A 25548-nucleotide genomic window follows, 5' to 3' on the forward strand; every position below is an offset into this window, starting at 1 on the left:
TATTATCTCTCTTTAAATTATAGAGAATTATATAATCTACAAATGGAAGCGAGTTTTGAATTGAACAAGCTTTTTTATGTGAGATATTTGAGTAGGCGGACAAGATATATTTAGAGTCTTTGGATATTGTGGACACTTTATTTCTTTCGCAACTAGCTAGATTCTAATATGTATGTGGAGTTTATAAGGATTAAAGGAGGTGAGATATTGATAACTGCTCGAAAGATTAAATTAACTATAGCTGAGAATAGAGAAGAAGGATATAGTTTTATTCGTAAGGAATTACAGGAGCAGAATAAGGCTTTAAACATGGCTATTAATCACTTGTATTTTAATTATGTAGCAAGAGAAAAAATTAAATTAGCAGATGAAACATATAAAGTTAAGCTTGAAGAAGGAGAATGCTATTTAGAAAGAAAATACATAGAACTTAAAGAGGCTAAAACAGATAAGCAAAAGGAAAATATTAAAAAGTCCATTGAAGCTACAAAAAAGAAATTAGAAACTTTAAGAAAAGTTGAAAATAAGGAAGTATCCAATAATTTTAAAGAAATTATAGCAACATCAGAACAAATAAATTTAAGGGATTTAATATCAAATAATTTTAATTTGAAAAGTGATACTAAAGATAAATTAACTCAAAAAGTAGTACAAGATTTTTATAATGATATTGTAGGTGTTTTGAGAGGTGAAAGAACATTAAGAAGATATAAAAAAGATAATCCGTTATATATTCGAGGTAGATCTTTAACATTGTATAGAGAAGGTGAGGATTATTATATAAAATGGATGAATGGAATTGTTTTTAAATGTGTACTTGGAGTTAAAAAACAAAATAGCTTAGAACTTCAAAAAACTTTAGATAAAGTTATATTTGAAGAATATAAATTATGTGATAGTAGCATAGGATTTAAGGATAATAAACTAATACTTAATTTGACTTTAGATATACCAGTCTCAAACACAAACAAATTTGAGAAGGTAATAGGTAGAATAGTTGGAGTTGATCTAGGCATGAAAATACCTGCTTACTGTGCTTTAAATGATAGTGAAGACGTTAGAAAAGCAATAGGAAGTATAGATGATTTCCTAAAGGTTAGAACACAAATGCGTAGCAGGAGAAGGAAATTGCAGAGGGCGTTAAAATCAACTAATGGTGGACAAGGCAAAAATAAAAAGCTTAGTGCTTTAAATAGTTTTGAAGCTAAAGAGAAAAATTTTGCTAAAACTTATAATCATTTTTTAAGCAGTAACATTATTAAATTTGCAACAGATAATAAAGCCGAACAAATTAATATGGAATTTCTTAGTTTATCAGAAACTCAGAATAAATCAGTATTGAGCAATTGGAGTTATTATCAGTTACAACAGATGATTGAATATAAAGCTGAAAGGATTGGAATTAAAGTTAAGTATGTAGATCCGTATTTAACAAGTCAAACTTGTAGTGAATGTGGACATTATGAAGATGGACAAAGAGAAGTACAATCAGAATTTCAATGTAAAAAATGTGGATGTAAGACTAATGCAGATTACAATGCATCTAGAAACATCGCTAAAAGTGATAAATATATAACTAAAAAAGAGGAAAGCGAATATTATAAAAATAAGATATAAAGTTAATATGACAAGGCGATTTAGCGTCTTAGGTCTGAGAGTATTGGTGGTGTTAACATAAATCCAAGGTAAGCTACTCGGAAAAGGTTAACTCTAGCTGTTGTGTTACTGGCTAGACATTTCACGCAAAATATAATTGCAGTAAAGCCAATTTTTATGGAATAAGCATTAAAGTATTGATTTTACAGTATTTTGTAGTTATTTGAAAATTTGATGATCCGTATTACCAAATATTTGCAGTAAAAGTTTTAATTTTAAAGATTAAAAACGTAGTAAATCAAAGGGTTAAAGCTTATAAAAACGGGGTTATATATTAACTAGTGGAATGTAAATTCGGGTACCCATAAATAGCAAAACAGAGCTTAGAAAGTTATATAATAACTAGTGGAATGTAAATGCGGTTACCTGGAAATAGCAAAATATGTACTAGATAAGTTATATAATAACTAGTGAAATGTAAATTAACAAACCCTAGCTACCACTGTTGTAGATGCTATCACATGTTAGATATTAACTAGTACACATTAATATCGTATAATTAATAGAAATAAAGAACTTAATATAGATTATATATTGAGTTCTTTTTGATTTTACATTTATTTCAAAAGTATTAATAACATCTTTTGAGTATGAAATATTTATAGGTATTGATGTAGTTGGAACTGGTTTTGTATATTATAATCAAATACTATTATTTATGTTTATTTAGAGTACAATGTAAATGAATAATTCAGTTAGAAATAAGTATTTGAAATAGCCTAGATTACAGAAAAACATATTAGAGTGCTTTACGCTCTTTGGTAAAATGCTTGTAAAGTATCTGAACATATAAATTTGATATACACTCTTTGTAGTAAACAGTTAAGATAAGAGAACTGTTTCTATTAAAGAGTGTATTTTATTATATGCTTAAGTCTTAATTGAAAATCAATTGATTCATTATTATTAGTTTTAAGAATATTTCAGGAATTGACTTGCCGAAATATTTTGGATAAGAAATTAGAAGAATATTTTCTATTATTGCTGATTAAAAAACAATTAAGCTGAAATGAAATATTTAAAGTTATAGGACTAATAGATTATTATTTGGATAACTATACAGAAGGAGATAAATTGAATAGTGAATGAGGTAAGGAAATTATGGGTTCGTATAGAAGCATTAGAATCTGAATTAAAGGAATCAAGACGAGTAATACTAGGACATCAGTAATTAATTGATATAATGATGGAAGCAAGGCTTTAAAGGGATATTCAGAAAAGCACAAAAATGATAAAATGAGAGAAATTTATGTATTTAATAACAAAAAGAAATGTTATTAGTATGTAACTGCTTTTCAGATAATACAACAAAATTAGGTATATTAGTAGAATAGATTTAATGATTTAAATACATTTTAGTTGGACTTATAAAAAATAATAAGAATATAGAAATTAAAAGTTTACTTAGGTAAATTTTAGACTTATTTATGTAACCTTTACGTATATAAATAAAATAGAAGTATTGATTCATATGAGTTTATATTTCATTTGTGTAATACTTATGTATAATTTACATAAATTATTACTAGTGTCCCTTGCCTATCTTTATTTAGAATTGTTCTAAGAGTATTTCAGATGTTTTGTAAATTTGCTGTTTTTAATTCCTTAAATTTGTTTTGATAATAGGTTTTGGGCTAGGTATGATAAATTCATATCCATATCATGAATGTTGCGATTTATTAAAATTAATTAAACACGAATAGGATATTAGTTCTTAAAATTTTTAAAAATTTAATTAAGACTAATATCCTTTATGTATTTTTATCATATTTTAATATAATTTTTTTAGAAATAAATCCGGAAGTATTTCGTTTTTGTGCAAAATTTACACATGTTATTATATAGCAGGATTAACTGTCATTATATATTTTAACTAATTTAAGTGGTCTTATTAAATTAGTTAATAATATTTTAATTGGTCTACAAAGAGTGTTCTTTATTAAGAAATTTAAAATATATAAATAAATTAAAATTAGCAATTTAGGGTCATTTGCCTTTTTAAACTGGTTAACTTTAAAAAGTTCAAAATTACTAAAATCTAATGAACTTTGTTTTTCTACAGTAATATGGCTAACATTATATTTGTTAAATATTTTGATATATTTGTTTAGCGTATTTTTAGAGACACGCTTTTTATTTACTAGAGCAGCTTGTATATTTTTACATTCACGAGTACTTATTTCATTTTTGTTTTTTAATTCAAGTATGAAATCATCTAGATTATCACTAGTTAAAAATTCTTTAAAAAGACCAAATTTTTTTAAATAATCAGCATAAATTAAATTTAACTTATCTATATTACAAAAAATATCTTTTAATTGTTTCCCTGGTAAATGTCCTTTTCGTATAAGTGAATTAATTCCCCCCTTTTTTATTTGAATTTCACATCTTAGTAAATTATCATCTAAGGAAAGGATGGAATTATCATACTTTGTTTTAACCTGAGCATTTTTATCATAAAAATTTAAACGAACGGATTTATTTCCGTCGTGAATCGAGGTAGTATAGATTGCCTTTTTTAGATAAGGATATTTTGCCTCTTTAAATATATCTAGATTGATTTTTTTATCACAATCATTATTACATATAAAATTAGAAACTAAATCTAACCTATTTAATTTCCATTCTAATATATCTATTAAATCGGAATATCTATAATTATTATTTAATTTGTTAAATATTTGCTTTAATATATAGTTAATTTCAAAACAAAATTTATTTATGTCGCTTGCGTTTAAGACTTTAAAGTTTGCACCATACAGAAATTTTGTTATAGAAACTTTTAACATAAGACAGTTGCAGTAAGATAAATATTGCAAGTGTACATTTTTATATACTAAGGAATAACACAAAGAATCTTTTTTATCAAAGTCATGCCATTGCATATTTTTTTTAAAGAACCACTCAGGAATAGAAATATTATCTAAAACAAGAATAAGCGTGTCCAAATCTTCACCTCCTTTCTAAAAAATAAATTCTATAGATTATGCGTTGAAAATTTTTTAAAATCAAAAAATAATCCATTTTAAAATCAAAAATTTTTTTATTGGATCTAAAAAAATATAAAAATCAAGTTAGACTTTGCTTGGAAGATGAAAAGAATTTTTAAAGAGGTGTTCATTTTGGCAAAGATAACAGTTAATAAATGTGAAATTTTAGAAAATAGTACATTGGAACTCAATATAGAAAAAATAATATATAATCTAATATTAGAAGAGATGAAAAACGGAGAATGTGTAGAAAAAATAAAAGAAGCATAAAAATGTTTTTATAAGTTAAAGTGAAAGTAGATTTGCAAACAAGATTAATTATTAATAAGTAAATATTAGTATTATGAAATAAGAGCATAGGAGCTATATATGCTCTTATTTTCATTACTAGGTGATATTAAAAAAATCAAAATCTTTAACAAATAAAAAAATATAAAAATCAAGGTACACTTTGCTTAAAGAATGAAAACTCAATTTGAAATGTATTTTTATTAAGAGTATAGATATCAAGAAAAATAATATTTTTTTAGCAATTACCCAATATAAAAATATTGAACATTAAAGTGAATGGAATAAAAATAAAAAAAATTATTTGAAACCTGAAAAAAACTAATAATCAAGATACACTATCAATATGTTAAAAATAAAACAATTTTAGAAAGATATTTATATTACTGAAGATAAATATTCGCAAGTGCCAAATTTTTAAAGAAATAAATTTTCAATTTGAAATGGAGAATTCAATATACAATTTCATATTAGGAAGAACAAAAAAGCAAAGTGTGCGGAGGATAAGGAAGTATGAAAATAAATGAATTGTTAATGAAGTTAGAGGAAGTAGAATTCAATATAGGTAATTTCAACCGTTCTGATTTTTATAAAAATAATAAAGAAGCAGATGTAAATATAGGGATATATGCAAGAATATCTAAAAAAAATTCTAATCTAATAGAACAACAGAAAAAGGCAATCAGATTATTTCTGCAATGGAGAATAAAATTAGATACACAAACTAAAGTGGTAGAGTATTACGATGATGGGTTTTCTGGTACGCAAGAGGGCAGAGAAGGGTATAGTAATATGATGAGAGATCTGAAGTTAGGAAAAATAAATGTCATTATAACTACCAATATAGATAGATTAGGACGAGCAATAGAGAAGATGATATCCGATATTTATCCTGAAGGAAAAGTAAAGTACTTATATATTAGCCTAGACAATAAAATAATTAATGCAATAAGTAATATGACATATATAAAGGAAAAGGCTGCTGCAGCCGATGATTATGCTAAAACTTGCAGTATAAAAGCAAGGAGAGGAATAGAAACAAGAGTACAAGAAGGATCTGCCATTAGTTCAAAGGCAGCATATGGATACAAAATAGAAGAGGATAGTACAACTGGTTTACGCAAGTATCTTTTAGGAGAAGATGAAGAAATTGAAACAGTAAACTATATATTTCAAAAATATTTATTAGGAGAAACTTTGGGAGATATTTCAAGGTCTTTAACTAGTAATGGAATTATAAGTCCATCGGGTAAAAGAATATGGAATAAATCTACTGTGGAAAGTATATTAAAAAACCCACTATATTCAGGGCAACTTAATCAGATGAGATATCAAAAACAAGGGTACTCATATTATGGAGATGGACGAAAGATTGTACGAGTAGAAAGAAATATGTGGATTAATAGTGGAAATTTTAAAGGAATCGTAGACATTGAAATTTATAATACAGTTCAAAATATGTTAAATGAAAATAGAGCAGTTAGAAGTAGTAAGTATAATAAAAGAACATTTACAGGAATTTTAAAATGTGGAGATTGTGGACGATCATTAATATTCAAAGAAAAATGGGCTGGGTATAAATGTTCTGGTAGTCAGCACAAGGAAGGAAATTGCTCAACTCATTTTATAAAAGAAGAGGAAATTTGGAATTTAATTTTTAAAAAACTAAAGGATAAAATTCAACATAATTATGAAAAATTAAAAAAAACTGTTCAAGAAGAAATCAATGCAACTAATGGAATACAGCAAAAACAAAAAAGAATAGAAAAAAATAATGAGAAAATAGAGAATGCGACTAAAAGAATGGCAAATTTATATTTTGAAGAAGATACAAAGTATGCAAATTCAGTAATTACTGAAATAAAAAATAAAATAATTATGATAGAAAATGAAAATGAAGAGTTAGAACGAAGAGTACAAGAAGGTAAAAAATATAGACAAGATATGCTATATATACTTGATAATATGGATAAGTGCATTAAAAAAGAAAATTGGATTATTAAGTTATTTATTAATGAAATTAAGATATATCAAAGCAATAAGATAGAAATTATTTGGAGATGTTAGATAGGAGTCTACTGTGCAAGAAATGGAAAGTAGAATATATGCAGCAGATTCTTAAATTCTAATACAACATATTGTAGGTGAGTTTCTAAATGTAATGGTACTTTTGTAATTAAAAAGAAATAATTTAATAGAATTATAATATATCAATTATAAATTAAGGCTAAATGTATGAACGATAATATAGAAATAGTATATGGGAAAGAAGATTTCTTCAAATTGTTTGAATTACTGATAGATGATAAAATGGAAGAGATACTCCAAAAGGTTAAACAGGATAGTAAAACGTGGTATAATGATATGGAATACTATCCATCCACAAGCACTAACAGTGAGGTGGATGAAAAAGATGAATAAAATATGGAACATTGCAATTTATGCAAGAGTTTCTACAGATAAAAAGGAACAAAGTGAATCTATTCCAGTACAGGTTGAAAATTTAAAAAAATGGATATTAAACAAATCAAGAGAGGATGTAAGTGCAATATACAACCTAATTGATGTCTATCAGGATCAAGGAACATCAGGATCATCATTTGATAGAGAATCTTTTATTAGAATGAAAGAAGATATAGAAAATAAGAAAATTAATATGATAGTAACTAGAGATTTATCAAGATTTTCAAGAAACTATATTCTTGCAGGATATTATCTAGAGGATTACTTTAAAGTAAATAATATTAGATTTATATCTGTTTTAGATAATGTAGATACCGAATCAGAATTTGATAATGATATTATACCTTTCAAAAATATCTTAAATGAAATGTATATAAAAGATTGTAGTAGGAAAGTTAGATCTGCATTATTAACAAGAATGGAAAGGGGAAGCAGCATTGCAAGTAAACCACCATATGGATATAAATTTCAAGAAGTTTATGAAGGAAATCAAAAAAACATCAAATTGATTTCAGCTGAAGATGAAAGTACTCAGGTAGTGAAAGAAATCTTTACATTATACTTGTCAGGATGGGGAGCAGGAAAAATAGCAAGTTCCCTAAATAAACAAGGAATTGAACCACCTTCTAATAGAATCAAAAACTTTGCTCGAAAGAAATTTGGGAAATGGGCTAATAATACTATACTAAGTATACTCAGAAATCCTAAATATGGAGGATACATGATTCAGGGGAAATATAAGAAGGTAAGTTATAAGGTTAAAAAAATTAATATAATGCCTGCTGAACAATGTATACATGGAGGAGAATTTGAAGGTATAATTTCTAAAGATATTTTTGAAAGAACTCAACAAATGATGAAAGATCGTTCTAATAGTAATTACAGATATAGGAATGGGGTAATACATCCTTTTTCTGGTGTACTTAAGTGTGGAAAGTGCGGCGGGAGTATGAGTTATAGAAAAAAATATAAAGGCTATAAGTGTACAAATAGTCAACAAGGTTCTAGAAGGTGCTCTCCACATAGTGTTAAAGAAACAAGAGTAATAGATATTATATCAAATGAAATAAAGAGTATGATAGATGAAAAAATAGATAAAAGCAAGGTGTATGATAGATTCAATAATATAAAAATAGAAAATGATTTTGAGAATGAATTAAAGTCTGTAGAAAAACAATTAAATGCTCTTGATGGTAAATTTAAAAAAATATATGAAGATAAATTAGAAGGAGTTATAAATCAAAGAAATTTTGATTTTATGCTTCAGGATGTTCAAGAAAAACAAGATAAACTTATAGAAAGAAAAGATCAATTAGTAAACATGCTTAAAAAAAACAATGGTGATAATAATTTATTGAAAAAATATAAGATAGAAATAGATAATCTCCTAGAAGGAAAAACAATTGATAGGAGATTAGTAGAAACTTTAGTAGATAAAATTGTTATAGATGAGGATGATGGCAATAAAGAAAAAAAAATAACAATTTATTATAAATTTTCGAAATAAATAAGCATACGTACTAAGATTATAATATATTATTTTATAAAAAAGATACTTATTGTCCAAAAAGGGACTGCAACTTGTATAGGTTTGTCTGCAGTAAAATTATTAAAACAAGATGCTAATGCAGTAATGGTTGTATTACCATCAGATCACTATATTCAGGGTGAGAAGAATTATATAGATACTTTATCACAAGCAATAGAAATGGCAAATAGGAGAAGGTGTATCGTTACACTTGGGATTGAACCTAGTAGACCTGAAACAGGATATGGATATATAGAAATGGGGGAAAGAACTGCTGGAAGCATACCAACTTATAGAATTGCAAGGTTTACAGAAAAACCAAATTCAGAGGTAGCTAAAGATTTCATATTAAAAGGAACTTATTTATGGAATTCTGGGATGTTTATATTTAGGGCCGACGTTATACTAAGAGAAATAGAAAAATACTTGCCTAAATTGCATAAATCACTGATGGAGATATATAAAAATTTAGGAGAGGAAAATGAAGAGAGTGTTATAAAAGACCAATATGAACTTATAGACGGAATTTCTATAGACTTTGGAGTTATGCAGAGAACTAGAAAAGCCTATGTTATTAAATGTGATTTTAGTTGGGATGATATGGGGAGTTTTGGCGCTTTAAGTAGGCTACTGAGCACTTATAGAAATAATAGTATATCTAAGAATGTTTATATTGACGATTGCGAGAATTGCTCCATATTTGGGGACAAAAACCTGATAATTGGGTTTGGAATAAAAGACTTGGTTGTAGTAGATGCTGGAGATGTTATTCTTGTAATGGATAAAAATAAGGATCAGGAAATAAAACATTTATTAAATAGGCTCAACGAAAATAAAGAATATAATAAATTTCTATAGTAAGTAAGCTGTTTCAATATATCTTAATGATACTGAAGCAGCTTATTTATCTTTGGAGATGCACTTAGAAAGCATGTGCAAGTTAGAGTTAGTATATAAGGAAACCATATAAAATGTATGCTTAAACTATATTAAACTAATATTTTTACTAATATAGTTTAATACGTTATGAGCTTTGATATTCTTGGGTATTAGTACATATAATACTTGAAGAAATCGATTAATAAAGTGTTGTAAATTTGAATCTAGAGTATTATTATAAATATACAAAACAAATTTAATTTATAAAAAAATAACGAAACGCCTAAATGAGGGTTTCATAAAATATAAAATTTAATATGCAGAGGATGTGATCAAGCATTGATGATCAATACTCACAAGATTATGGCAGAAAATATTATAAAATATGCTAATACAAAGAGTATTTATTTAATTAATAATAAAAGATTTATATGGGGGAACGTGAAACCTGATTGTGCGCCTAAATATAAATTTAAGAAGCATTATTTTAATGAAAGTATAAATATGATTATTGAAAAGATTATACATTTATCATCATTATCATTGGAAGAAATATACTATGATATGACAATTGGTAAGTTTAGTGAAGAGCTTGGAGTAATATGTCACTTTTTATGTGATTTTTTCTGTGCACCACACTATTATAGATGGGAATTTAAGAGTACGAGCGCTGTAAAACATCATATGATGTATGAGAAAAATTTAGCTAAGGTAGCTAAGTCGTTTGATCCGACAGGAATTATAAATACACATGTAGATTCAAGTAATATAGAAGAGTTTATAATGCAGCTACAGAAGCAATATGATGGAACTATAAATTATTATAATGATTTAACCTTTTCGTATTATGTTTGCGATAGCGTATTAAATATGATATTGAACAATGTGTTTATCAATGAAAATAAGGTAATTAAAGTAATTTAATTTCTTAAGATAAGAAATATTTCAAAATGGTTGAAAAATTATTTTGAAATATTTTTTTGATTTTGTTAAAAGGTATAAAATTTTATAAAGATATTATTTAATATAAACAAAAATCGCAATGTTAAAATAAAATTCTTGAACACATGTTTAAGTATTGATATTGTTATTATATAGAAAAGGTTAAAAATAAAGCGGTTTAAATTAAAAAAAGTGGTCAAAATATAAAAAAGTAAAATTTCATAGCAGTGAGTTTTCTAGAGACTTCTGTTGCTTATCAAGAGAAATTTTAAATTTATAGGCACTTTTGAATAAATAATTTAATTAAGCTTGACATAAAAATATAGAAATATGGTAGAATTATAAATTATAGCAATTAATTAAAATTTAACAATGTGAATATAATTTTAAAATTGATTGTTAATAAATAGACTAATCATAATTACTAAAAGTCTAAATAGTAGTTATATAATTTAATTTGATATAAATATTATAGGGTCGAAAAATATAAAAGTATTGAAATAGGAGAAAGTAGATATGGAAAAGCATAAAAATATATCGATGGCAGTTATCAAAAGGTTGCCTAAGTATCATAGATATCTTGAAGAACTTATGAAAAATGAGGTGGATAGAATTTCTTCAAAAGAATTAGGAGAAAAGATTGGATTTACTGCATCACAAATTAGACAAGATTTAAATTGTTTTGGAGATTTTGGACAACAAGGTTATGGATATAATGTTAAGGAACTATATACCCAAATTAGCGCTATATTGGGATTAGACAGAGGTTATGAAGCTGCACTGGTTGGTGCTGGAAATATAGGGCAAGCAGTTTCGAATTATTCTAGATTTGAAAATTTAGGATTTAAAATAACAGCAATATTTGATGCAAATCCTAAATTGATAGGGATGAAAATCAGAGATGTAGAAATAATGGATATAGACGAAATGGAATCCGTACTAGAAGAACATAAAATAGATATTGGCATAATTTGTGTTCCTAGAAAAAATGCCCAAGTTGTTGCTGATGAATTAATAAGGGGTGGAGTAAGAGCAATTTGGAATTTTGCTCCTGTAGATTTAGTAGTTCCAGATCATGTGAAAGTAGAAAATGTACATCTAAGTGAAAGTTTATTGACTTTAATTTATTTATTAAATGAGAGTGAAGGTTAAAAATATAATAAATATATGCAATATATTATTTAAAGCTTGTTCAAAAAATAACAGATTAAATATATATATTTGTTTTTAGAAATAGATTTAAGAAAAATTTATGCAAAAGCTTTACATGAATAAAGTTTTCTTCTCTGTTTGGCATGAAAATAGATATATACCTTTGATCAGTTATTTTTTTCATATACTTAAAAACTTATATTAATAACGCAATATTTTATTGCAAATAATCTAGGAACGTATTATAATTTTAATTGAGGCGTGAAGTCTTGATATTTTTTTAGACTTATTTGTTATATTATTAACAATTAGGATAAAAAATATCAAAAATAGTGTGAAAATTAAAAAAATAAGCAAGTTTGAAGGAGGTCCTTAGAATGGAATTAAAAAATGTTATTCTTGAAAAAGAAGGGCATTTAGCTATTGTTACAATCAATAGACCAAAGGCATTAAATGCATTGAATTCAGAAACACTAAAAGATTTAAATGTTGTTTTAGATGATTTAGAAGCAGACAACAATGTGTATGCAGTTATAGTTACAGGTGCTGGTGAGAAATCTTTTGTTGCTGGAGCAGATATTTCAGAAATGAAAGATCTTAATGAAGAACAAGGTAAAGAATTTGGTATTTTAGGAAACAATGTCTTCAGAAGATTAGAAAAATTGGATAAGCCAGTTATCGCAGCTATATCAGGATTTGCTCTTGGTGGTGGATGTGAACTTGCTATGTCATGTGACATAAGAATAGCTTCAGTTAAAGCTAAATTTGGTCAACCAGAAGCAGGACTTGGAATAACTCCAGGATTTGGTGGAACTCAAAGATTAGCTAGAATTGTAGGGCCAGGAAAAGCTAAAGAATTAATTTATACTTGTGACCTTATAAATGCAGAAGAAGCTTATAGAATAGGTTTAGTTAATAAAGTAGTTGAATTAGAAAAATTGATGGAAGAAGCAAAAGCAATGGCTAACAAGATTGCAGCTAATGCTCCAAAAGCAGTTGCATATTGTAAAGATGCTATAGACAGAGGAATGCAAGTTGATATAGATGCAGCTATATTAATAGAAGCAGAAGACTTTGGAAAGTGCTTTGCAACAGAAGATCAAACAGAAGGAATGACTGCGTTCTTAGAAAGAAGAGCAGAAAAGAATTTTCAAAATAAATAATTTTTTAATAATTAGTTAAAAATCTATTAGAGATTTATATATAGTTTGTATCAAATAGGTTTAATTAACAAGGAGGGTAATTTAATGAATTTCCAATTAACTAGAGAACAACAATTAGTACAACAAATGGTTAGAGAATTCGCAGTAAATGAAGTTAAGCCAATAGCTGCCGAAATCGACGAAACAGAAAGATTCCCTATGGAAAACGTTGAAAAAATGGCTAAGCTTAAAATGATGGGGATCCCATTTTCTAAAGAATTTGGTGGAGCAGGCGGAGATGTTCTTTCATATATAATTGCTGTGGAAGAATTATCAAAAGTTTGTGGTACTACAGGAGTTATTCTTTCAGCGCATACATCATTATGTGCATCAGTAATTAATGAAAATGGAACTAACGAACAAAGAGCAAAATATTTACCTGATCTTTGCAGCGGTAAAAAGATCGGTGCTTTCGGATTAACAGAACCAGGTGCTGGTACAGATGCTGCAGGACAACAAACAACTGCTGTATTAGAAGGCGACCATTATGTATTAAATGGTTCAAAAATCTTCATAACAAATGGTGGAGTTGCTGAAACTTTCATAATATTTGCTATGACAGATAAGAGTCAAGGAACAAAAGGAATTTCTGCATTCATAGTAGAAAAGTCATTCCCAGGATTCTCAATAGGAAAATTAGAAAACAAGATGGGGATCAGAGCATCTTCAACTACTGAGTTAGTTATGGAAAACTGCATAGTACCAAAAGAAAACCTACTTAGCAAAGAAGGTAAGGGATTTGGTATAGCAATGAAAACTCTTGATGGAGGAAGAATTGGTATAGCTGCTCAAGCTTTAGGTATTGCAGAAGGAGCTTTTGAAGAAGCTGTTAACTATATGAAAGAAAGAAAACAATTTGGTAAACCATTATCAGCATTCCAAGGATTACAATGGTATATAGCTGAAATGGATGTTAAAATCCAAGCTGCTAAATACTTAGTATACCTAGCTGCAACAAAGAAGCAAGCTGGTGAGCCTTATTCAGTAGATGCTGCAAGAGCTAAATTATTTGCTGCAGATGTTGCAATGGAAGTTACAACTAAGGCAGTTCAAATCTTTGGTGGATATGGTTACACTAAAGAATACCCAGTAGAAAGAATGATGAGAGATGCTAAAATATGCGAAATCTACGAAGGAACTTCAGAAGTTCAAAAGATGGTTATCGCAGGAAGCATTTTAAGATAGGAGGACTTTTAGAATGAATATAGTAGTTTGTGTAAAACAAGTTCCAGATACTACAGCAGTAAAAATTGATCCTAAAACTGGTACATTAATAAGAGATGGTGTTCCATCAATAATGAATCCAGAGGATAAACACGCTTTAGAAGGTGCATTACAATTAAAAGAAAAAGTTGGAGGAAAAGTTACTGTAATAAGTATGGGACTTCCAATGGCTAAAGCGGTTTTAAGAGAAGCATTATGTATGGGAGCTGATGAAGCTGTCCTATTAACAGATAGAGCACTTGGGGGAGCAGATACATTAGCAACTTCAAAGGCACTTGCAGGAGTAATAGCTAAATTAGATTATGATTTGGTATTTGCTGGAAGACAAGCAATTGATGGAGATACTGCACAAGTAGGACCAGAAATAGCAGAACATTTAAACATTCCGCAAGTAACTTACGTTCAAGACGTTAAAGTTGAAGGAAATACATTAATAGTAAATAGAGCACTAGAAGATGGACATCAAGTAGTAGAAGTTAAAACTCCATGTCTATTAACTGCAATCGAAGAATTAAATGAAACTAGATATATGAATGTTGTAGATATATTCGAAACTTCAGATGATGAAATCAAAGTTATGAGCGCAGCTGATATAGATGTAGATGTAGCTGAATTAGGGCTTAAAGGCTCACCTACAAAGGTTAAGAAGTCAATGACTAAGGAAGTTAAAGGTGCAGGAGAAATCGTAAGAGAAGCACCTAAAAATGCAGCATACTATGTTGTAGGAAAATTAAAAGAAAAACACTACATCTAAGATAATAGGAGGGTAATTTATTATGAATATAGCAGATTACAAAGGCGTTTGGGTCTTTGCTGAACAAAGAGAAGGCGAATTACAAAAAGTATCTTTAGAACTACTTGGTGAAGGTAGAAGAATTGCTGATGAATTAGGAGTAAATCTTACAGCTTTATTATTAGGTAGCAACATAGAAGGATTAGCAAAAACTTTAGCAGAGCACGGTGCAGATGAAGTTTTAGTTGCTGATGATAAAAACTTAGAGCACTATACAACTGATGCTTACACAAAAGTTATTTGTGATTTAGCAAATGAAAGAAAACCAGGAATATTATTCGTAGGAGCTACTTTCATCGGAAGAGATTTAGGTCCAAGAATAGCTGCTAGATTATCAACAGGATTAACAGCAGACTGTACATCAATTGATGTTGATGTTACAAATGGCGATCTTTTAGCTACAAGACCAGCATTTGGAGGTAACCTAATGGCTACAATTGCTTGTCCAGAACATAGACCACAAATGGCAACAGTAAGACCAGGAGTATTTGCAAAGATTACAACTGATCCATCTAAATGTAAAATTGAAAAAGTTGATGTTAAATTAGCAGATAGCGATGTAAGAACTAAAGTTTTAGAAACTATAAAAGCTAAGAAGGATATCGTTGATATAGCTGAAGCAGATTTCATCGTATCAGGTGGTAGAGGAGTTGGAAACAAAGAAAACTTCCAATTACTTAAAGAATTAGCAGAAGCTCTAGGCGGAACTGTCGCTGGATCAAGAGCAGCTGTAGAAAAAGGATGGATTGATGGAGCATATCAAGTAGGTCAAACTGGTAAGACTGTTAGACCTCAAATATATATAGCTTGTGGTATTTCTGGAGCTATCCAACACGTTGCTGGTATGCAAGATTCAGATTTAATCATTGCTGTAAATAAAGATGATTCAGCTCCAATAATGAAAATTGCTGACTATGCAATAGTTGGTGATCTTACTAAGGTAGTACCAGAATTAATAGCTCAAGTTAAAGAAATAAAGAGCGCTGAATAATTATTCGGTTAATTTAGATATGTTTTTGTTAGATTGTACTATTGAAAGTTAATAATGTAACATTAAAGATAATTAATTAACAATATTATTCAATAAGTAACAATTAGATAATTATGAAGTTAATCCTTAGTTAAAATATATATTTTAGCTAAGGATATCTATAATGAAAAGATTTAGAGGAGGAATAATTTATGAAAAAGATTTTTGTACTTGGAGCAGGAACAATGGGTGCTGGTATCGTTCAAGCATTCGCTCAAAAAGGTTGTGAAGTAATTGTAAGAGACATAAAGGAAGAATTTGTTGACAGAGGAATAGCTGGAATCACTAAAGGATTAGAAAAGCAAGTTGCTAAAGGAAAAATGTCTGAAGAAGATAAAGAAGCTATACTTTCAAGAATTTCAGGAACAACTGATATGAAATTAGCTGCTGACTGTGATTTAGTAGTTGAAGCTGCAATCGAAAACATGAAAATTAAGAAGGAAATCTTCGCTGAATTAGATGGAATTTGTAAGCCAGAAGCGATTTTAGCTTCAAACACTTCATCTTTATCAATTACTGAAGTTGCTTCAGCTACAAAGAGACCTGATAAAGTTATCGGAATGCATTTCTTTAATCCAGCTCCAGTAATGAAGCTTGTTGAAATTATTAAAGGAATAGCTACTTCTCAAGAAACTTTTGATGCTGTTAAGGAATTATCAGTTGCTATTGGAAAAGAACCAGTAGAAGTTGCAGAAGCTCCAGGATTCGTTGTAAACAGAATATTAATCCCAATGATTAACGAAGCTTCATTTATCCTACAAGAAGGAATAGCTTCAGTTGAAGATATTGATACAGCTATGAAATATGGTGCTAACCATCCAATGGGACCTTTAGCTTTAGGAGATCTTATTGGATTAGACGTTTGCTTAGCTATCATGGATGTTTTATTCACTGAAACAGGTGATAACAAGTACAGAGCTAGTAGCATATTAAGAAAATATGTTAGAGCTGGATGGCTTGGAAGAAAATCAGGAAAAGGATTCTATGATTATTCTAAATAATATCATGAATATATGGAAAAACTCAAGTTTATGCTTGGGTTTTTTTATTTTTAGGGAAATATATAAATAACTACTAGATTACATAAATAAGTTTAAACTAAAGAATATTGTAAAATTCAACAAAACATTTTATTACTGTTAAGTAAGTGATATAATATATTAAATAATAACTATTTTCTTAAGATTAATTGTATAATTTAATTGAATATTGGATATTAAAAAAATAAATAGTTAAAAAATATGATATAGGTGGTACACATCAGAAAATGGGCAATATAAACTGTGACATAATCTTTAGAAAAAAACTTTAGTGTAGAATATATTATTTAAAGAAGAATATATGAATGAAATAAGTTAAAACTAAGGTTGATATGATATTATGTTTATCAATGATTTTACTAAAAAGATAAAAATATATTTTGAATATTCATAATCAAAGAGTAGGGTTCATCAATATGCATATTAGATTATGAGATGATGCAAACTAAATAATTTTATACTGTAAGGGAGACGGATAATAAAATGGATTATAAATCTGTAGAATTTTATGATAATTATTTAATAATAAAAGAATTAAGAAATTTTAAATTAAAACATATATTTGAGTGCGGACAAATTTTTAGGTTTGAAGAGGTAGCAGAAAATGATTTTATTGTAATTGCGTTTGGAAGATTAATTGAAGTTAAAGAAGAGGGAAATGACGTAATAATTTATAATTCTACAAAGGAAGATTTTCAAAATATTTGGCTTAAGTATTTTGATTTAGATAGAGATTACTCAGTTATAAAAGATGAACTTTCAAAAGATGTTTTGCTTAAACAAAGTATTGAATTTGGATATGGTGTTAGAGTCTTGAATCAAGACCCATTTGAAATGTTGCTTAGCTTTATTATTTCAGCTCGAAATAATATACCATCAATAAAGAAGACTGTAAATAAAATATCTAATAAATGGGGAAAAGAAATTATTTATAAGGATAAAACTTACTATGCGTTTCCCAATATAGATGAAATAAAAGATGCTACATTAGAAGAAATACAGGAGACAGGAGCATCTTTCAGAAGTAAATACATATTTGATACAATAAAAAATGTGTATAATTCTAAGAGTGGAAAAGGGAACTTAAAAACAAATGATGCAAATGAATATATAAAGTATGATCTGGATTATATTAAAAATTTAGATGATGATGAATGTCATAATGCACTTCAAGAATTTAAAGGTGTTGGTTCAAAGGTAGCTGACTGTATAATGTTATTTTCACTGGAAAAGACTTCAGCATTTCCAGTAGATGTATGGGTTAAACGTGCGATGATTCATTTTTATGGGGCAGAGGATGCATCTCTAAATAAGATTAGAATTTTTGGAAGGAATAAGTTTGGTAAATTAGCAGGTTTTGCACAGCAATATTTATTCTATTATGCGAGGGAAAATAAAATAAGTGTAGGTTAAAAAGGTTGATATAAAATGAAAAGTTTAGGATTTTATTTCCTAGACTTTTTGTTTCCTCAAAAATGTTAGATTAATATGTTTAATAATGTTAATAATTTATCATTGATGTAATAATATGAATATCATATAAATCCCTTGATATAACTAATATAAGGTAAATAAACATATGCGAAAAGAAGTGGAAATACAAGAAAAAGATTTAACTAAAGTAGTTGAGAAATACCACTATATACATATGAAAATAGAACGTATATTAAGAAAATTTAGAAAATTTAAATTATATAATATTTGTTATAATTTTAACAAGAGTATGCTATAATTATTTTGTATTATAAATGTAAGATAAAAATTATTCATGGGAGAGTGTGTGTAATGTTTCAGTTTGAGAATCAACTTCTAGCTTTAAAGCACGAGGTTCTTACTAGAGTTGCTGTATTAGCAAAAGAAAATAATATTAGTAAAGAGGAAATAGAAAAAATTCCTTATGCTATGATTGTAGGAGAAGAACCTAAGTATAGAGATTCAGTTGAACGAGAAAGAAATGTAGTATTAGAGAGAGCAAAACTTGCAGCAGGATTTAAACCAACAGGCAAACATGGACAAGATTTAGTTGATATAGAAGAAGAAAAACAAATATTATATGTTATAAAAGAAGCATGTGATAGATGCCCAACAAAGAAGTTTCAAGTTACTGATGCATGTAGAAATTGTATAGCTCATAAGTGTCAAAGTGCGTGTAATTTTGGAGCAATTACATATGTTGATGGAAGAGCTTATATAGATCCAGATAAATGTAAGGAATGTGGAATGTGTAAAAAGGCATGTCCGTATGATGCGGTTGCAGAAGACATGAGACCTTGTAAGAAGTCATGTCCAACAGGTGCATTAAGCTATAATGCAGAAGATTTGAGTGCTGAAATTACAGAAAGTAAATGTGTAAACTGTGGTGCATGCATGTCAGCATGTCCATTTGGAGCTATAGAAGACAAAAGCTCATTAGTTAAAGTTATTAATAGATTGATGGATAAAGAAGAAAAAATTTATGCTGTAGTTGCACCAGCAATAACAGGGCAATTTGGGCCTAAAACAACTTATGGACAAGTTAAGAATGCAATTAAGGCATTAGGCTTTGAAGATATGGTAGAAGCTGCATGTGGAGCAGATGCAGTTACTGTACATGAAAGTAATGAGTTTGTTGAGAGAATGGAAAATGGGGATAGCTACATGACAAATTCATGTTGTCCAGGATTCCTAAGCTATATTGAAAAAATGATGCCAGATCAAGCTAATAAAATTTCAGGGACAGTTTCACCGATGGTAGCAACGGGTAGATATATAAAATCTAAAGATAAAGATGCAAAAGTGATATTTATAGGGCCTTGCACAGCTAAAAAAAGCGAGGTTCTGATAGAATCAATAAAAGATGCTATAGATTATGCATTAACGTTTGAAGAATTAGTAGCCTTATTTGATGCGTTTGGAGTTGATCCTACAACTTGTGAAGATATAGTAGTTGATGGAGCTTCAATATTTGGTAGAAATTTTGCTGTAGGTGGTGGATTAACTGCTGCTATAGAGAACTATGTGCAAGAAAAAGGTGTTAATATTGACTTTAAGCCAGTAAAGATCTCAGGCGGAGTAGAAATTAAAAAGACTATGACAATGGCTAAGGTTGGAAAGTTACAAGGAAACTTTATTGAAGGAATGATGTGCGAAGGTGGCTGTATAAATGGGGCAGCTAAAATTGTATCAGTAATGAAGGCTAAAGCGCCATTTACAAAATTAAATCAGCAAACAAGTACTAAGAGTGTATTAGCTAATACGACATTAGACGAATACAATGAAATAAACTTAGAAAGATAATATGAATCTTGATTTTGAAATATAATTAAGTAATTAAAAATTCTATTATTATATAGGTGCTCTAGGCGATGAGGTATTTAGAATTTAAAATTATTTATGAAATTTAAGAGCTTTATTCTCTATATAATGTCATAAAAACTCTAATCAGTAATATGTTTATTTGGTTAGAGTTTTTTTATTATTTTAAAAATTCATAATATTAATAATAATATGGAGAAAATTTAAGTAAATGCGATATATTTTGAGATAAGGAGTAATATTCGCTGAAAAATGGGATATAATATTAGAAGCAATGTTTGAATTATATGGATATAAAGGATATTATAATTATGTTAGCACTCGACAATGATGAGTGCTAACAGAAAATAAATGAAATGATAATATATATTTTAAGGAGGGTTTTTTCATGAACATTAAACCACTTGGTGAAAGAGTAGTAATTAAAAAATTAGAGGCAGAAGAAAAGACTAAGAGTGGAATAGTCTTAACTGGTACTGCAAAGGAAAGACCACAAGAAGCAGAAGTGGTTGCAGTAGGACCTGGAGCTGTTGTAGACGGAAATAGAGTGGCTATGGAAGTAAAAGTTGGAGATAAAGTATTATATTCAAAATATGCTGGAACAGAAGTAAAGGTTGATGGCGAAGAATATACTATATTAAAGCAAGATGATATTCTAGCAATAGTTGAATAGTTAAAGTGTTCATAACTCGATATTTAAATATAAAAAAGAAATTTAATTAGAAACGATAATAAATAACATATATAAGGAGCGTGTAATATAAATGGCTAAGATGTTAAAATTCGGAGAAGATGCAAGAAGATCTATGCAAATAGGTGTAGATAATTAGCAGATACAGTTAAAGTGACTTTAGGACCTAAGGGAAGAAATGTTGTTTTAGATAAAAAATTTGGTGCACCATTAATTACAAATGACGGTGTTTCAATTGCAAGAGAAATAGAATTAGAAGATCCATATGAAAACATGGGTGCTCAATTAGTTAAAGAAGTTGCAACAAAGACTAATGATGTAGCAGGAGATGGAACTACAACTGCGACATTACTTGCTCAAGCAATAATTAGAGAAGGTCTAAAGAATGTTACAGCTGGAGCTAATCCAATTCTAATTAGAACAGGTATTAAAATGGCTGTAGATAAAGCTGTTGAAGAAATCCAAAAGATTTCTAAGCAAGTAGATGGAAAAGAAGATATAGCTAGAGTTGCTGCAATCTCAGCTGCTGATGAAGAAGTTGGTAAGTTAATAGCAGATGCTATGGAGAAGGTTGGTAACGAAGGTGTTATTACTATAGAAGAATCTAAATCAATGGGAACAGAATTAGATGTTGTAGAAGGTATGCAATTCGATAGAGGATACGTATCACCTTACATGGCTACAGATACTGAAAAAATGGAAGCTGTTTTAGAAAATCCATATATATTAATAACTGATAAGAAAATTTCTAACATACAAGAAATATTACCAGTGCTTGAACAAATAGTTCAATCTGGTAAAAAGTTATTAATTATTGCTGAAGACATTGAAGGAGAAGCAATGGCTACATTAGTAGTTAATAAATTAAGAGGAACATTTACTTGCGTAGCTGTTAAGGCACCAGGATTTGGAGATAGAAGAAAAGAAATGTTACAAGATATTGCAACTTTAACTGGTGGAACAGTAATAGCTGAAGAATTAGGCAGAGAATTAAAGGATGTTACTATCGATATGCTAGGTACAGCTGATAGTGTTAAAGTAAGTAAAGAAAACACTGTTATAGTTAATGGTAAAGGTGATTCTAATGCAATAAAAGAAAGAATTAACCAAATTAAAGCTCAAATAGAAGAAACTTCTTCAGAATTTGATAAAGAAAAATTACAAGAAAGATTGGCTAAATTAGCTGGAGGTGTTGCAGTAATTAAAGTTGGTGCAGCAACTGAAACAGAATTAAAAGAAAAGAAACTTAGAATAGAAGACGCATTAGCTGCAACTAAGGCTGCTGTTGAAGAAGGAATAGTAGCAGGTGGTGGAACTGCTTATGTTAATGTAATAAACGAAGTTGCAAAATTAACTTCAGATGTTGCTGATACACAAATTGGTATCAATATAATAGTTAAATCATTAGAAGAACCAGTAAGACAAATAGCTACTAATGCAGGTGTAGAAGGTTCAGTAATAATTGAAAAAGTTAAGAATAGTGAACCAGGAATAGGATATGATGCATTACATGGAGAATATATCAATATGATAAAAGGTGGAATAGTAGACCCAACTAAGGTTACTAGATCTGCGCTTCAAAACGCAGCTTCAGTTGCTTCAACATTCTTAACAACAGAAGCAGCAGTTGCTGATATTCCAGCAAAGGAAACACCAATGCCAGGTGCTCCAGGAATGGGAATGGACGGAATGTACTAAAATATATAAATTAAAGAATTATAAATATTTAATTTAATAAATAGAGAAAGTGCTTATAAGTACTTTCTCTATTTTGCTTTTTAGTATTAAAAAAATAAAGTGCTTAATAGCCATTAACATATCTATGCAATTTTAAAAAGCATTTTATATTATATGTTTAACGTTTAAGCTTATGAAAATCATAGCAATGCAACTTTATACAAAATTTATATACTAGAAGTCAATAGTATAAATTATTAGAGAATATTTTCCATTTATTGTATAAAAGATTTCCTATTAGACATAATTTAAATAAAAACATTAATAGGAGATGGATAATGAATAATGATTTCTTTATACATTAAATGTAAATTTAGATTCAAAGATAGTATGTCAAAGAAAAGATTCTGTAAGAAGAGAAAGAGAGAAGCTTTTACTTTAATTGAAATGATTGCAGTAATTGCAATTATTGGTATTTTAGCTGTTGCTATTTTACCTAAAGTAAATGGCTATATAAATGAAGCGAAAAAAGTTGAAGTTGTAGATCAGTGCAGAAAAGTAATAATGGCCGTTGAATCATATAATTTGAAAAATGATTCGCCTCTAAGTGAAAGCACTAGTGTAAGTTCGGCTATAAGCAACAAAGGGATTAGTAAGTATTTAGATGGAGTTGAATTTGGTAATTTAAATACTAGTAGCACAAGTTTAAAAAATTGTTATGATGTAGTAAATGGTGCAGAATTTGATTTCACAGAAAATACAGATATTTTAAATCCGACGACGATTGATAATGGATCTACCAAAGATGATGTAAAAAAATAGAAAAGATATCGATAACAAAAAATTTAACTTACATTATTGAAGTAAATTTGCAATTTTAGCTTCAAATTTATTGACTTTAGATTGTACATACATTATAATAATTTTAATTTAAAATATAGCACATTTGAAAACTTATATATACCTTGAATATGGCAAGGAGTATCTACCGGGAGCCGTAAATTTCCGACTATAAGTGATATTAGTATAGGCTAAATCTATAGATTTATTAGCATATTAACATCACTTTTGAGGTTAATGTGCTTTTTTTGTACAAAAAAATAGTACAAGCAATGCAAGCAAAAAATCATAAAATACTAAAAATGAAATAAATAATTCAAAAAATAGGAGGAACTATAATGGGAAAAATAATTAAGACTGCATATACTTTTGATGATGTATTATTGGTACCTAATAAATCGGATATATTACCAAGAGAAGTGAGCACAAAAACAAAAATAACAAAGACTATAGAATTAAATATTCCTTTAATGAGTGCAGGAATGGATACTGTAACTGAGTCGAAGATGGCAATTGCTGTTGCAAGAGAAGGCGGAATCGGAATAATACATAAAAATATGACTATTGAAGAGCAAGCAAAAGAAGTAGATAGAGTTAAGAGACAAGAAAATGGAGTAATTACAGATCCTATATTTTTATCTCAAGATCATCTTATTCAGGATGCAGAGAACTTAATGGCACAATACAGAATATCAGGAGTTCCAATAACAACTCAAGATGGAAAATTAATTGGAATAATTACAAACAGAGATATAATATTTGAAACAAATTACCAAAGAAAAATTTCAGAAGTGATGACAAAAGATAATTTAATAACTGCTTCAGAAAATACTACTGTAGAGGAAGCAAAAGAAATATTAAAAAAGCATAAAGTAGAAAAGTTACCTTTAGTTGATAGTGAAGGCCGTCTGAAGGGATTAATTACAATGAAAGATATTGAAAAAGTTAGAAAGTTTCCAAATGCTGCAAAGGATAAGAAGGGTAGATTATTATGTGGAGCAGCAGTAGGTGTAACTGGAAACATGATGGAAAGAGTTGATGCATTAGTTAAAGCACAAGTTGATGTTATAACTCTTGATACAGCACATGGACATTCAAAAGGAGTTTTAGATGCTGTTTCACAAATAAAGAAAGTATATCCTGATCTTCAAGTTATAGCTGGGAATGTTGCTACAGCGGAAGCAACAGAGGATCTAATAAAGGCTGGAGCAGATTGTGTTAAGGTTGGTATTGGACCGGGATCAATCTGTACTACGAGAGTAGTAGCTGGGGTTGGAGTCCCTCAATTAACTGCAGTTATGGATTGTGCAGAAGTAGGTAAGAAGTATGGAGTTCCTATAATTGCTGATGGTGGACTTAAGTATTCAGGGGATATAGTGAAAGCACTAGCAGCAGGAGCTTCTGCAGCAATGATGGGATCATTATTTGCAGGATGTGAAGAAGCACCAGGAGAAATGGAAATATATCAAGGAAGAAGCTATAAAGTTTATAGAGGAATGGGATCTTTAGCTGCTATGGAATGTGGATCTAAAGATAGATATTTCCAAGAAGGAAATAAGAAATTAGTACCAGAAGGTGTTGAAGGTAGAGTAGCTTATAAAGGCTTTGTCTCAGATACTATATTCCAATTATTGGGTGGAATTAAATCAGGAATGGGATATTTAGGAGCAAAGAATTTTGAAATTTTATATGAAACAGCTAATTTTGTGGTTCAGACAGCTTCAGGTCAAAGAGAAAGCCATCCACATGATATTAACATTACTAAGGAAGCACCTAATTATAGTGTAGGACAATAGTAAAATGCACAGTTCACAATCATAAAATATACCACTTATGTGAACTGTGCATTATTTGATTAA

General features: G+C 28.7%; 18 protein-coding genes, 2 pseudogenes and 1 riboswitch. Of the genes and pseudogenes, 19 read left to right on the top strand and 1 reads right to left on the bottom strand.

The annotated features are described in order from the left end of the window. The first annotated feature begins 207 nt into the window (after window positions 1–207). Entirely contained in the window at window positions 208–1617 is a 1410-nt protein-coding gene (locus tag AXY43_RS16370; RefSeq protein ID WP_105411821.1) for an RNA-guided endonuclease TnpB family protein, read from the top strand. Window positions 1618–3506: 1889 nt separating this feature from the next. Here AXY43_RS16370 and AXY43_RS16375 read toward each other — a convergent pair. Then, window positions 3507–4604 (bottom strand): phage/plasmid replication domain-containing protein, encoded by a 1098-nt coding sequence (locus AXY43_RS16375; protein ID WP_105411822.1) that lies wholly within the window; start codon window positions 4602–4604, stop codon window positions 3507–3509. Between the two features lie 174 nt (window positions 4605–4778). Between AXY43_RS16375 and AXY43_RS28020 the strand changes: the two genes are divergently transcribed. The 18 genes and pseudogenes from AXY43_RS28020 to guaB all read left to right on the top strand — a co-directional run bounded on the left by AXY43_RS28020 (window position 4779) and on the right by guaB (window position 25485). Continuing rightward, on the top strand, window positions 4779–4916 hold the full coding sequence (locus AXY43_RS28020) for a hypothetical protein (protein ID WP_181246078.1): 138 nt from the start codon (window positions 4779–4781) through the stop codon (window positions 4914–4916). 531 nt (window positions 4917–5447) lie between these two features. Next, on the top strand, window positions 5448–7001 hold the full coding sequence (locus tag AXY43_RS16380; protein WP_105411823.1) for a recombinase family protein: 1554 nt from the start codon (window positions 5448–5450) through the stop codon (window positions 6999–7001). A 168-nt stretch (window positions 7002–7169) separates the two neighbouring features. Beyond that, a complete protein-coding gene (locus tag AXY43_RS16385) occupies window positions 7170–7355 on the top strand; it encodes a hypothetical protein (RefSeq protein ID WP_105411824.1) in 186 nt (61 codons plus the stop codon). After that, a complete protein-coding gene (locus tag AXY43_RS16390) occupies window positions 7348–8904 on the top strand; it encodes a recombinase family protein (RefSeq protein ID WP_105411825.1) in 1557 nt (518 codons plus the stop codon). The genes AXY43_RS16385 and AXY43_RS16390 overlap by 8 nt, the downstream gene beginning before the upstream one ends. Before the next feature lie 60 nt (window positions 8905–8964). After that, window positions 8965–9783: pseudogene (locus AXY43_RS16395) on the top strand (mannose-1-phosphate guanylyltransferase); the annotation flags it as partial. Window positions 9784–10146: 363 nt separating this feature from the next. Next, on the top strand, window positions 10147–10728 hold the full coding sequence (locus AXY43_RS16400) for a zinc dependent phospholipase C family protein (RefSeq protein WP_011967669.1): 582 nt from the start codon (window positions 10147–10149) through the stop codon (window positions 10726–10728). Between the two features lie 534 nt (window positions 10729–11262). After that, window positions 11263–11898 (top strand): redox-sensing transcriptional repressor Rex, encoded by a 636-nt coding sequence (locus AXY43_RS16405; RefSeq protein ID WP_017209928.1) that lies wholly within the window; start codon window positions 11263–11265, stop codon window positions 11896–11898. Window positions 11899–12275: 377 nt separating this feature from the next. After that, the gene (locus AXY43_RS16410; protein WP_011967671.1) at window positions 12276–13061 is read left to right on the top strand and encodes a short-chain-enoyl-CoA hydratase; all 786 of its coding nucleotides are present in this window, start codon (window positions 12276–12278) and stop codon (window positions 13059–13061) included. Window positions 13062–13145: 84 nt separating this feature from the next. Beyond that, entirely contained in the window at window positions 13146–14285 is a 1140-nt protein-coding gene (locus tag AXY43_RS16415) for an acyl-CoA dehydrogenase (protein WP_078116947.1), read from the top strand. A 13-nt stretch (window positions 14286–14298) separates the two neighbouring features. Further along, entirely contained in the window at window positions 14299–15078 is a 780-nt protein-coding gene (locus tag AXY43_RS16420) for an electron transfer flavoprotein subunit beta/FixA family protein (RefSeq protein WP_011967673.1), read from the top strand. A gap of 22 nt (window positions 15079–15100) precedes the next feature. Further along, entirely contained in the window at window positions 15101–16108 is a 1008-nt protein-coding gene (locus AXY43_RS16425) for an electron transfer flavoprotein subunit alpha/FixB family protein (RefSeq protein ID WP_039773941.1), read from the top strand. Between the two features lie 191 nt (window positions 16109–16299). Further along, the gene (locus tag AXY43_RS16430; protein ID WP_011967675.1) at window positions 16300–17148 is read left to right on the top strand and encodes a 3-hydroxybutyryl-CoA dehydrogenase; all 849 of its coding nucleotides are present in this window, start codon (window positions 16300–16302) and stop codon (window positions 17146–17148) included. A 522-nt stretch (window positions 17149–17670) separates the two neighbouring features. Beyond that, window positions 17671–18600 (top strand): DNA-3-methyladenine glycosylase family protein, encoded by a 930-nt coding sequence (locus AXY43_RS16435; RefSeq protein ID WP_105411827.1) that lies wholly within the window; start codon window positions 17671–17673, stop codon window positions 18598–18600. Between the two features lie 372 nt (window positions 18601–18972). After that, window positions 18973–20463 (top strand): 4Fe-4S dicluster domain-containing protein, encoded by a 1491-nt coding sequence (locus AXY43_RS16440; RefSeq protein WP_017209826.1) that lies wholly within the window; start codon window positions 18973–18975, stop codon window positions 20461–20463. A gap of 406 nt (window positions 20464–20869) precedes the next feature. Next, window positions 20870–21154: a co-chaperone GroES gene (gene groES / locus AXY43_RS16445; protein WP_008427174.1), complete on the top strand. Its 285-nt coding sequence runs from the start codon at window positions 20870–20872 to the stop codon at window positions 21152–21154. 91 nt (window positions 21155–21245) lie between these two features. Continuing rightward, window positions 21246–22870: pseudogene (groL, locus tag AXY43_RS16450) on the top strand (chaperonin GroEL). A 324-nt stretch (window positions 22871–23194) separates the two neighbouring features. Next, on the top strand, window positions 23195–23671 hold the full coding sequence (locus AXY43_RS16455; protein WP_105411828.1) for a type II secretion system protein: 477 nt from the start codon (window positions 23195–23197) through the stop codon (window positions 23669–23671). A 112-nt stretch (window positions 23672–23783) separates the two neighbouring features. Then, window positions 23784–23881: riboswitch (purine riboswitch) on the top strand. Window positions 23882–24027: 146 nt separating this feature from the next. Beyond that, entirely contained in the window at window positions 24028–25485 is a 1458-nt protein-coding gene (gene guaB, locus AXY43_RS16460; protein ID WP_011967680.1) for an IMP dehydrogenase, read from the top strand. The last annotated feature ends 63 nt before the right edge of the window (window positions 25486–25548 follow it).

The sequence above is a fragment of the Clostridium sp. MF28 genome (genome assembly GCF_002969175.1).
In the GTDB taxonomy this organism is placed as follows: Bacteria; Bacillota; Clostridia; order Clostridiales; family Clostridiaceae; genus Clostridium; species Clostridium beijerinckii.

What these genes read in the sequence shown, in the direction of transcription:
- AXY43_RS16380 (WP_105411823.1), top strand. Translation starts at nt 5,448, where the DNA reads ATGAAAATAAATGAATTGTTAATGAAGTTAGAGGAAGTAGAATTCAAT.
- AXY43_RS16385 (WP_105411824.1), top strand. Translation starts at nt 7,170, where the DNA reads ATGAACGATAATATAGAAATAGTATATGGGAAAGAAGATTTCTTCAAA.
- AXY43_RS16390 (WP_105411825.1), top strand. Translation starts at nt 7,348, where the DNA reads ATGAATAAAATATGGAACATTGCAATTTATGCAAGAGTTTCTACAGAT.
- AXY43_RS16400 (WP_011967669.1), top strand. Translation starts at nt 10,147, where the DNA reads ATGATCAATACTCACAAGATTATGGCAGAAAATATTATAAAATATGCT.
- AXY43_RS16405 (WP_017209928.1), top strand. Translation starts at nt 11,263, where the DNA reads ATGGAAAAGCATAAAAATATATCGATGGCAGTTATCAAAAGGTTGCCT.
- AXY43_RS16410 (WP_011967671.1), top strand. Translation starts at nt 12,276, where the DNA reads ATGGAATTAAAAAATGTTATTCTTGAAAAAGAAGGGCATTTAGCTATT.
- AXY43_RS16415 (WP_078116947.1), top strand. Translation starts at nt 13,146, where the DNA reads ATGAATTTCCAATTAACTAGAGAACAACAATTAGTACAACAAATGGTT.
- AXY43_RS16420 (WP_011967673.1), top strand. Translation starts at nt 14,299, where the DNA reads ATGAATATAGTAGTTTGTGTAAAACAAGTTCCAGATACTACAGCAGTA.
- AXY43_RS16425 (WP_039773941.1), top strand. Translation starts at nt 15,101, where the DNA reads ATGAATATAGCAGATTACAAAGGCGTTTGGGTCTTTGCTGAACAAAGA.
- AXY43_RS16430 (WP_011967675.1), top strand. Translation starts at nt 16,300, where the DNA reads ATGAAAAAGATTTTTGTACTTGGAGCAGGAACAATGGGTGCTGGTATC.
- AXY43_RS16435 (WP_105411827.1), top strand. Translation starts at nt 17,671, where the DNA reads ATGGATTATAAATCTGTAGAATTTTATGATAATTATTTAATAATAAAA.
- AXY43_RS16440 (WP_017209826.1), top strand. Translation starts at nt 18,973, where the DNA reads ATGTTTCAGTTTGAGAATCAACTTCTAGCTTTAAAGCACGAGGTTCTT.
- groES (WP_008427174.1), top strand. Translation starts at nt 20,870, where the DNA reads ATGAACATTAAACCACTTGGTGAAAGAGTAGTAATTAAAAAATTAGAG.
- AXY43_RS16455 (WP_105411828.1), top strand. Translation starts at nt 23,195, where the DNA reads ATGATTTCTTTATACATTAAATGTAAATTTAGATTCAAAGATAGTATG.
- guaB (WP_011967680.1), top strand. Translation starts at nt 24,028, where the DNA reads ATGGGAAAAATAATTAAGACTGCATATACTTTTGATGATGTATTATTG.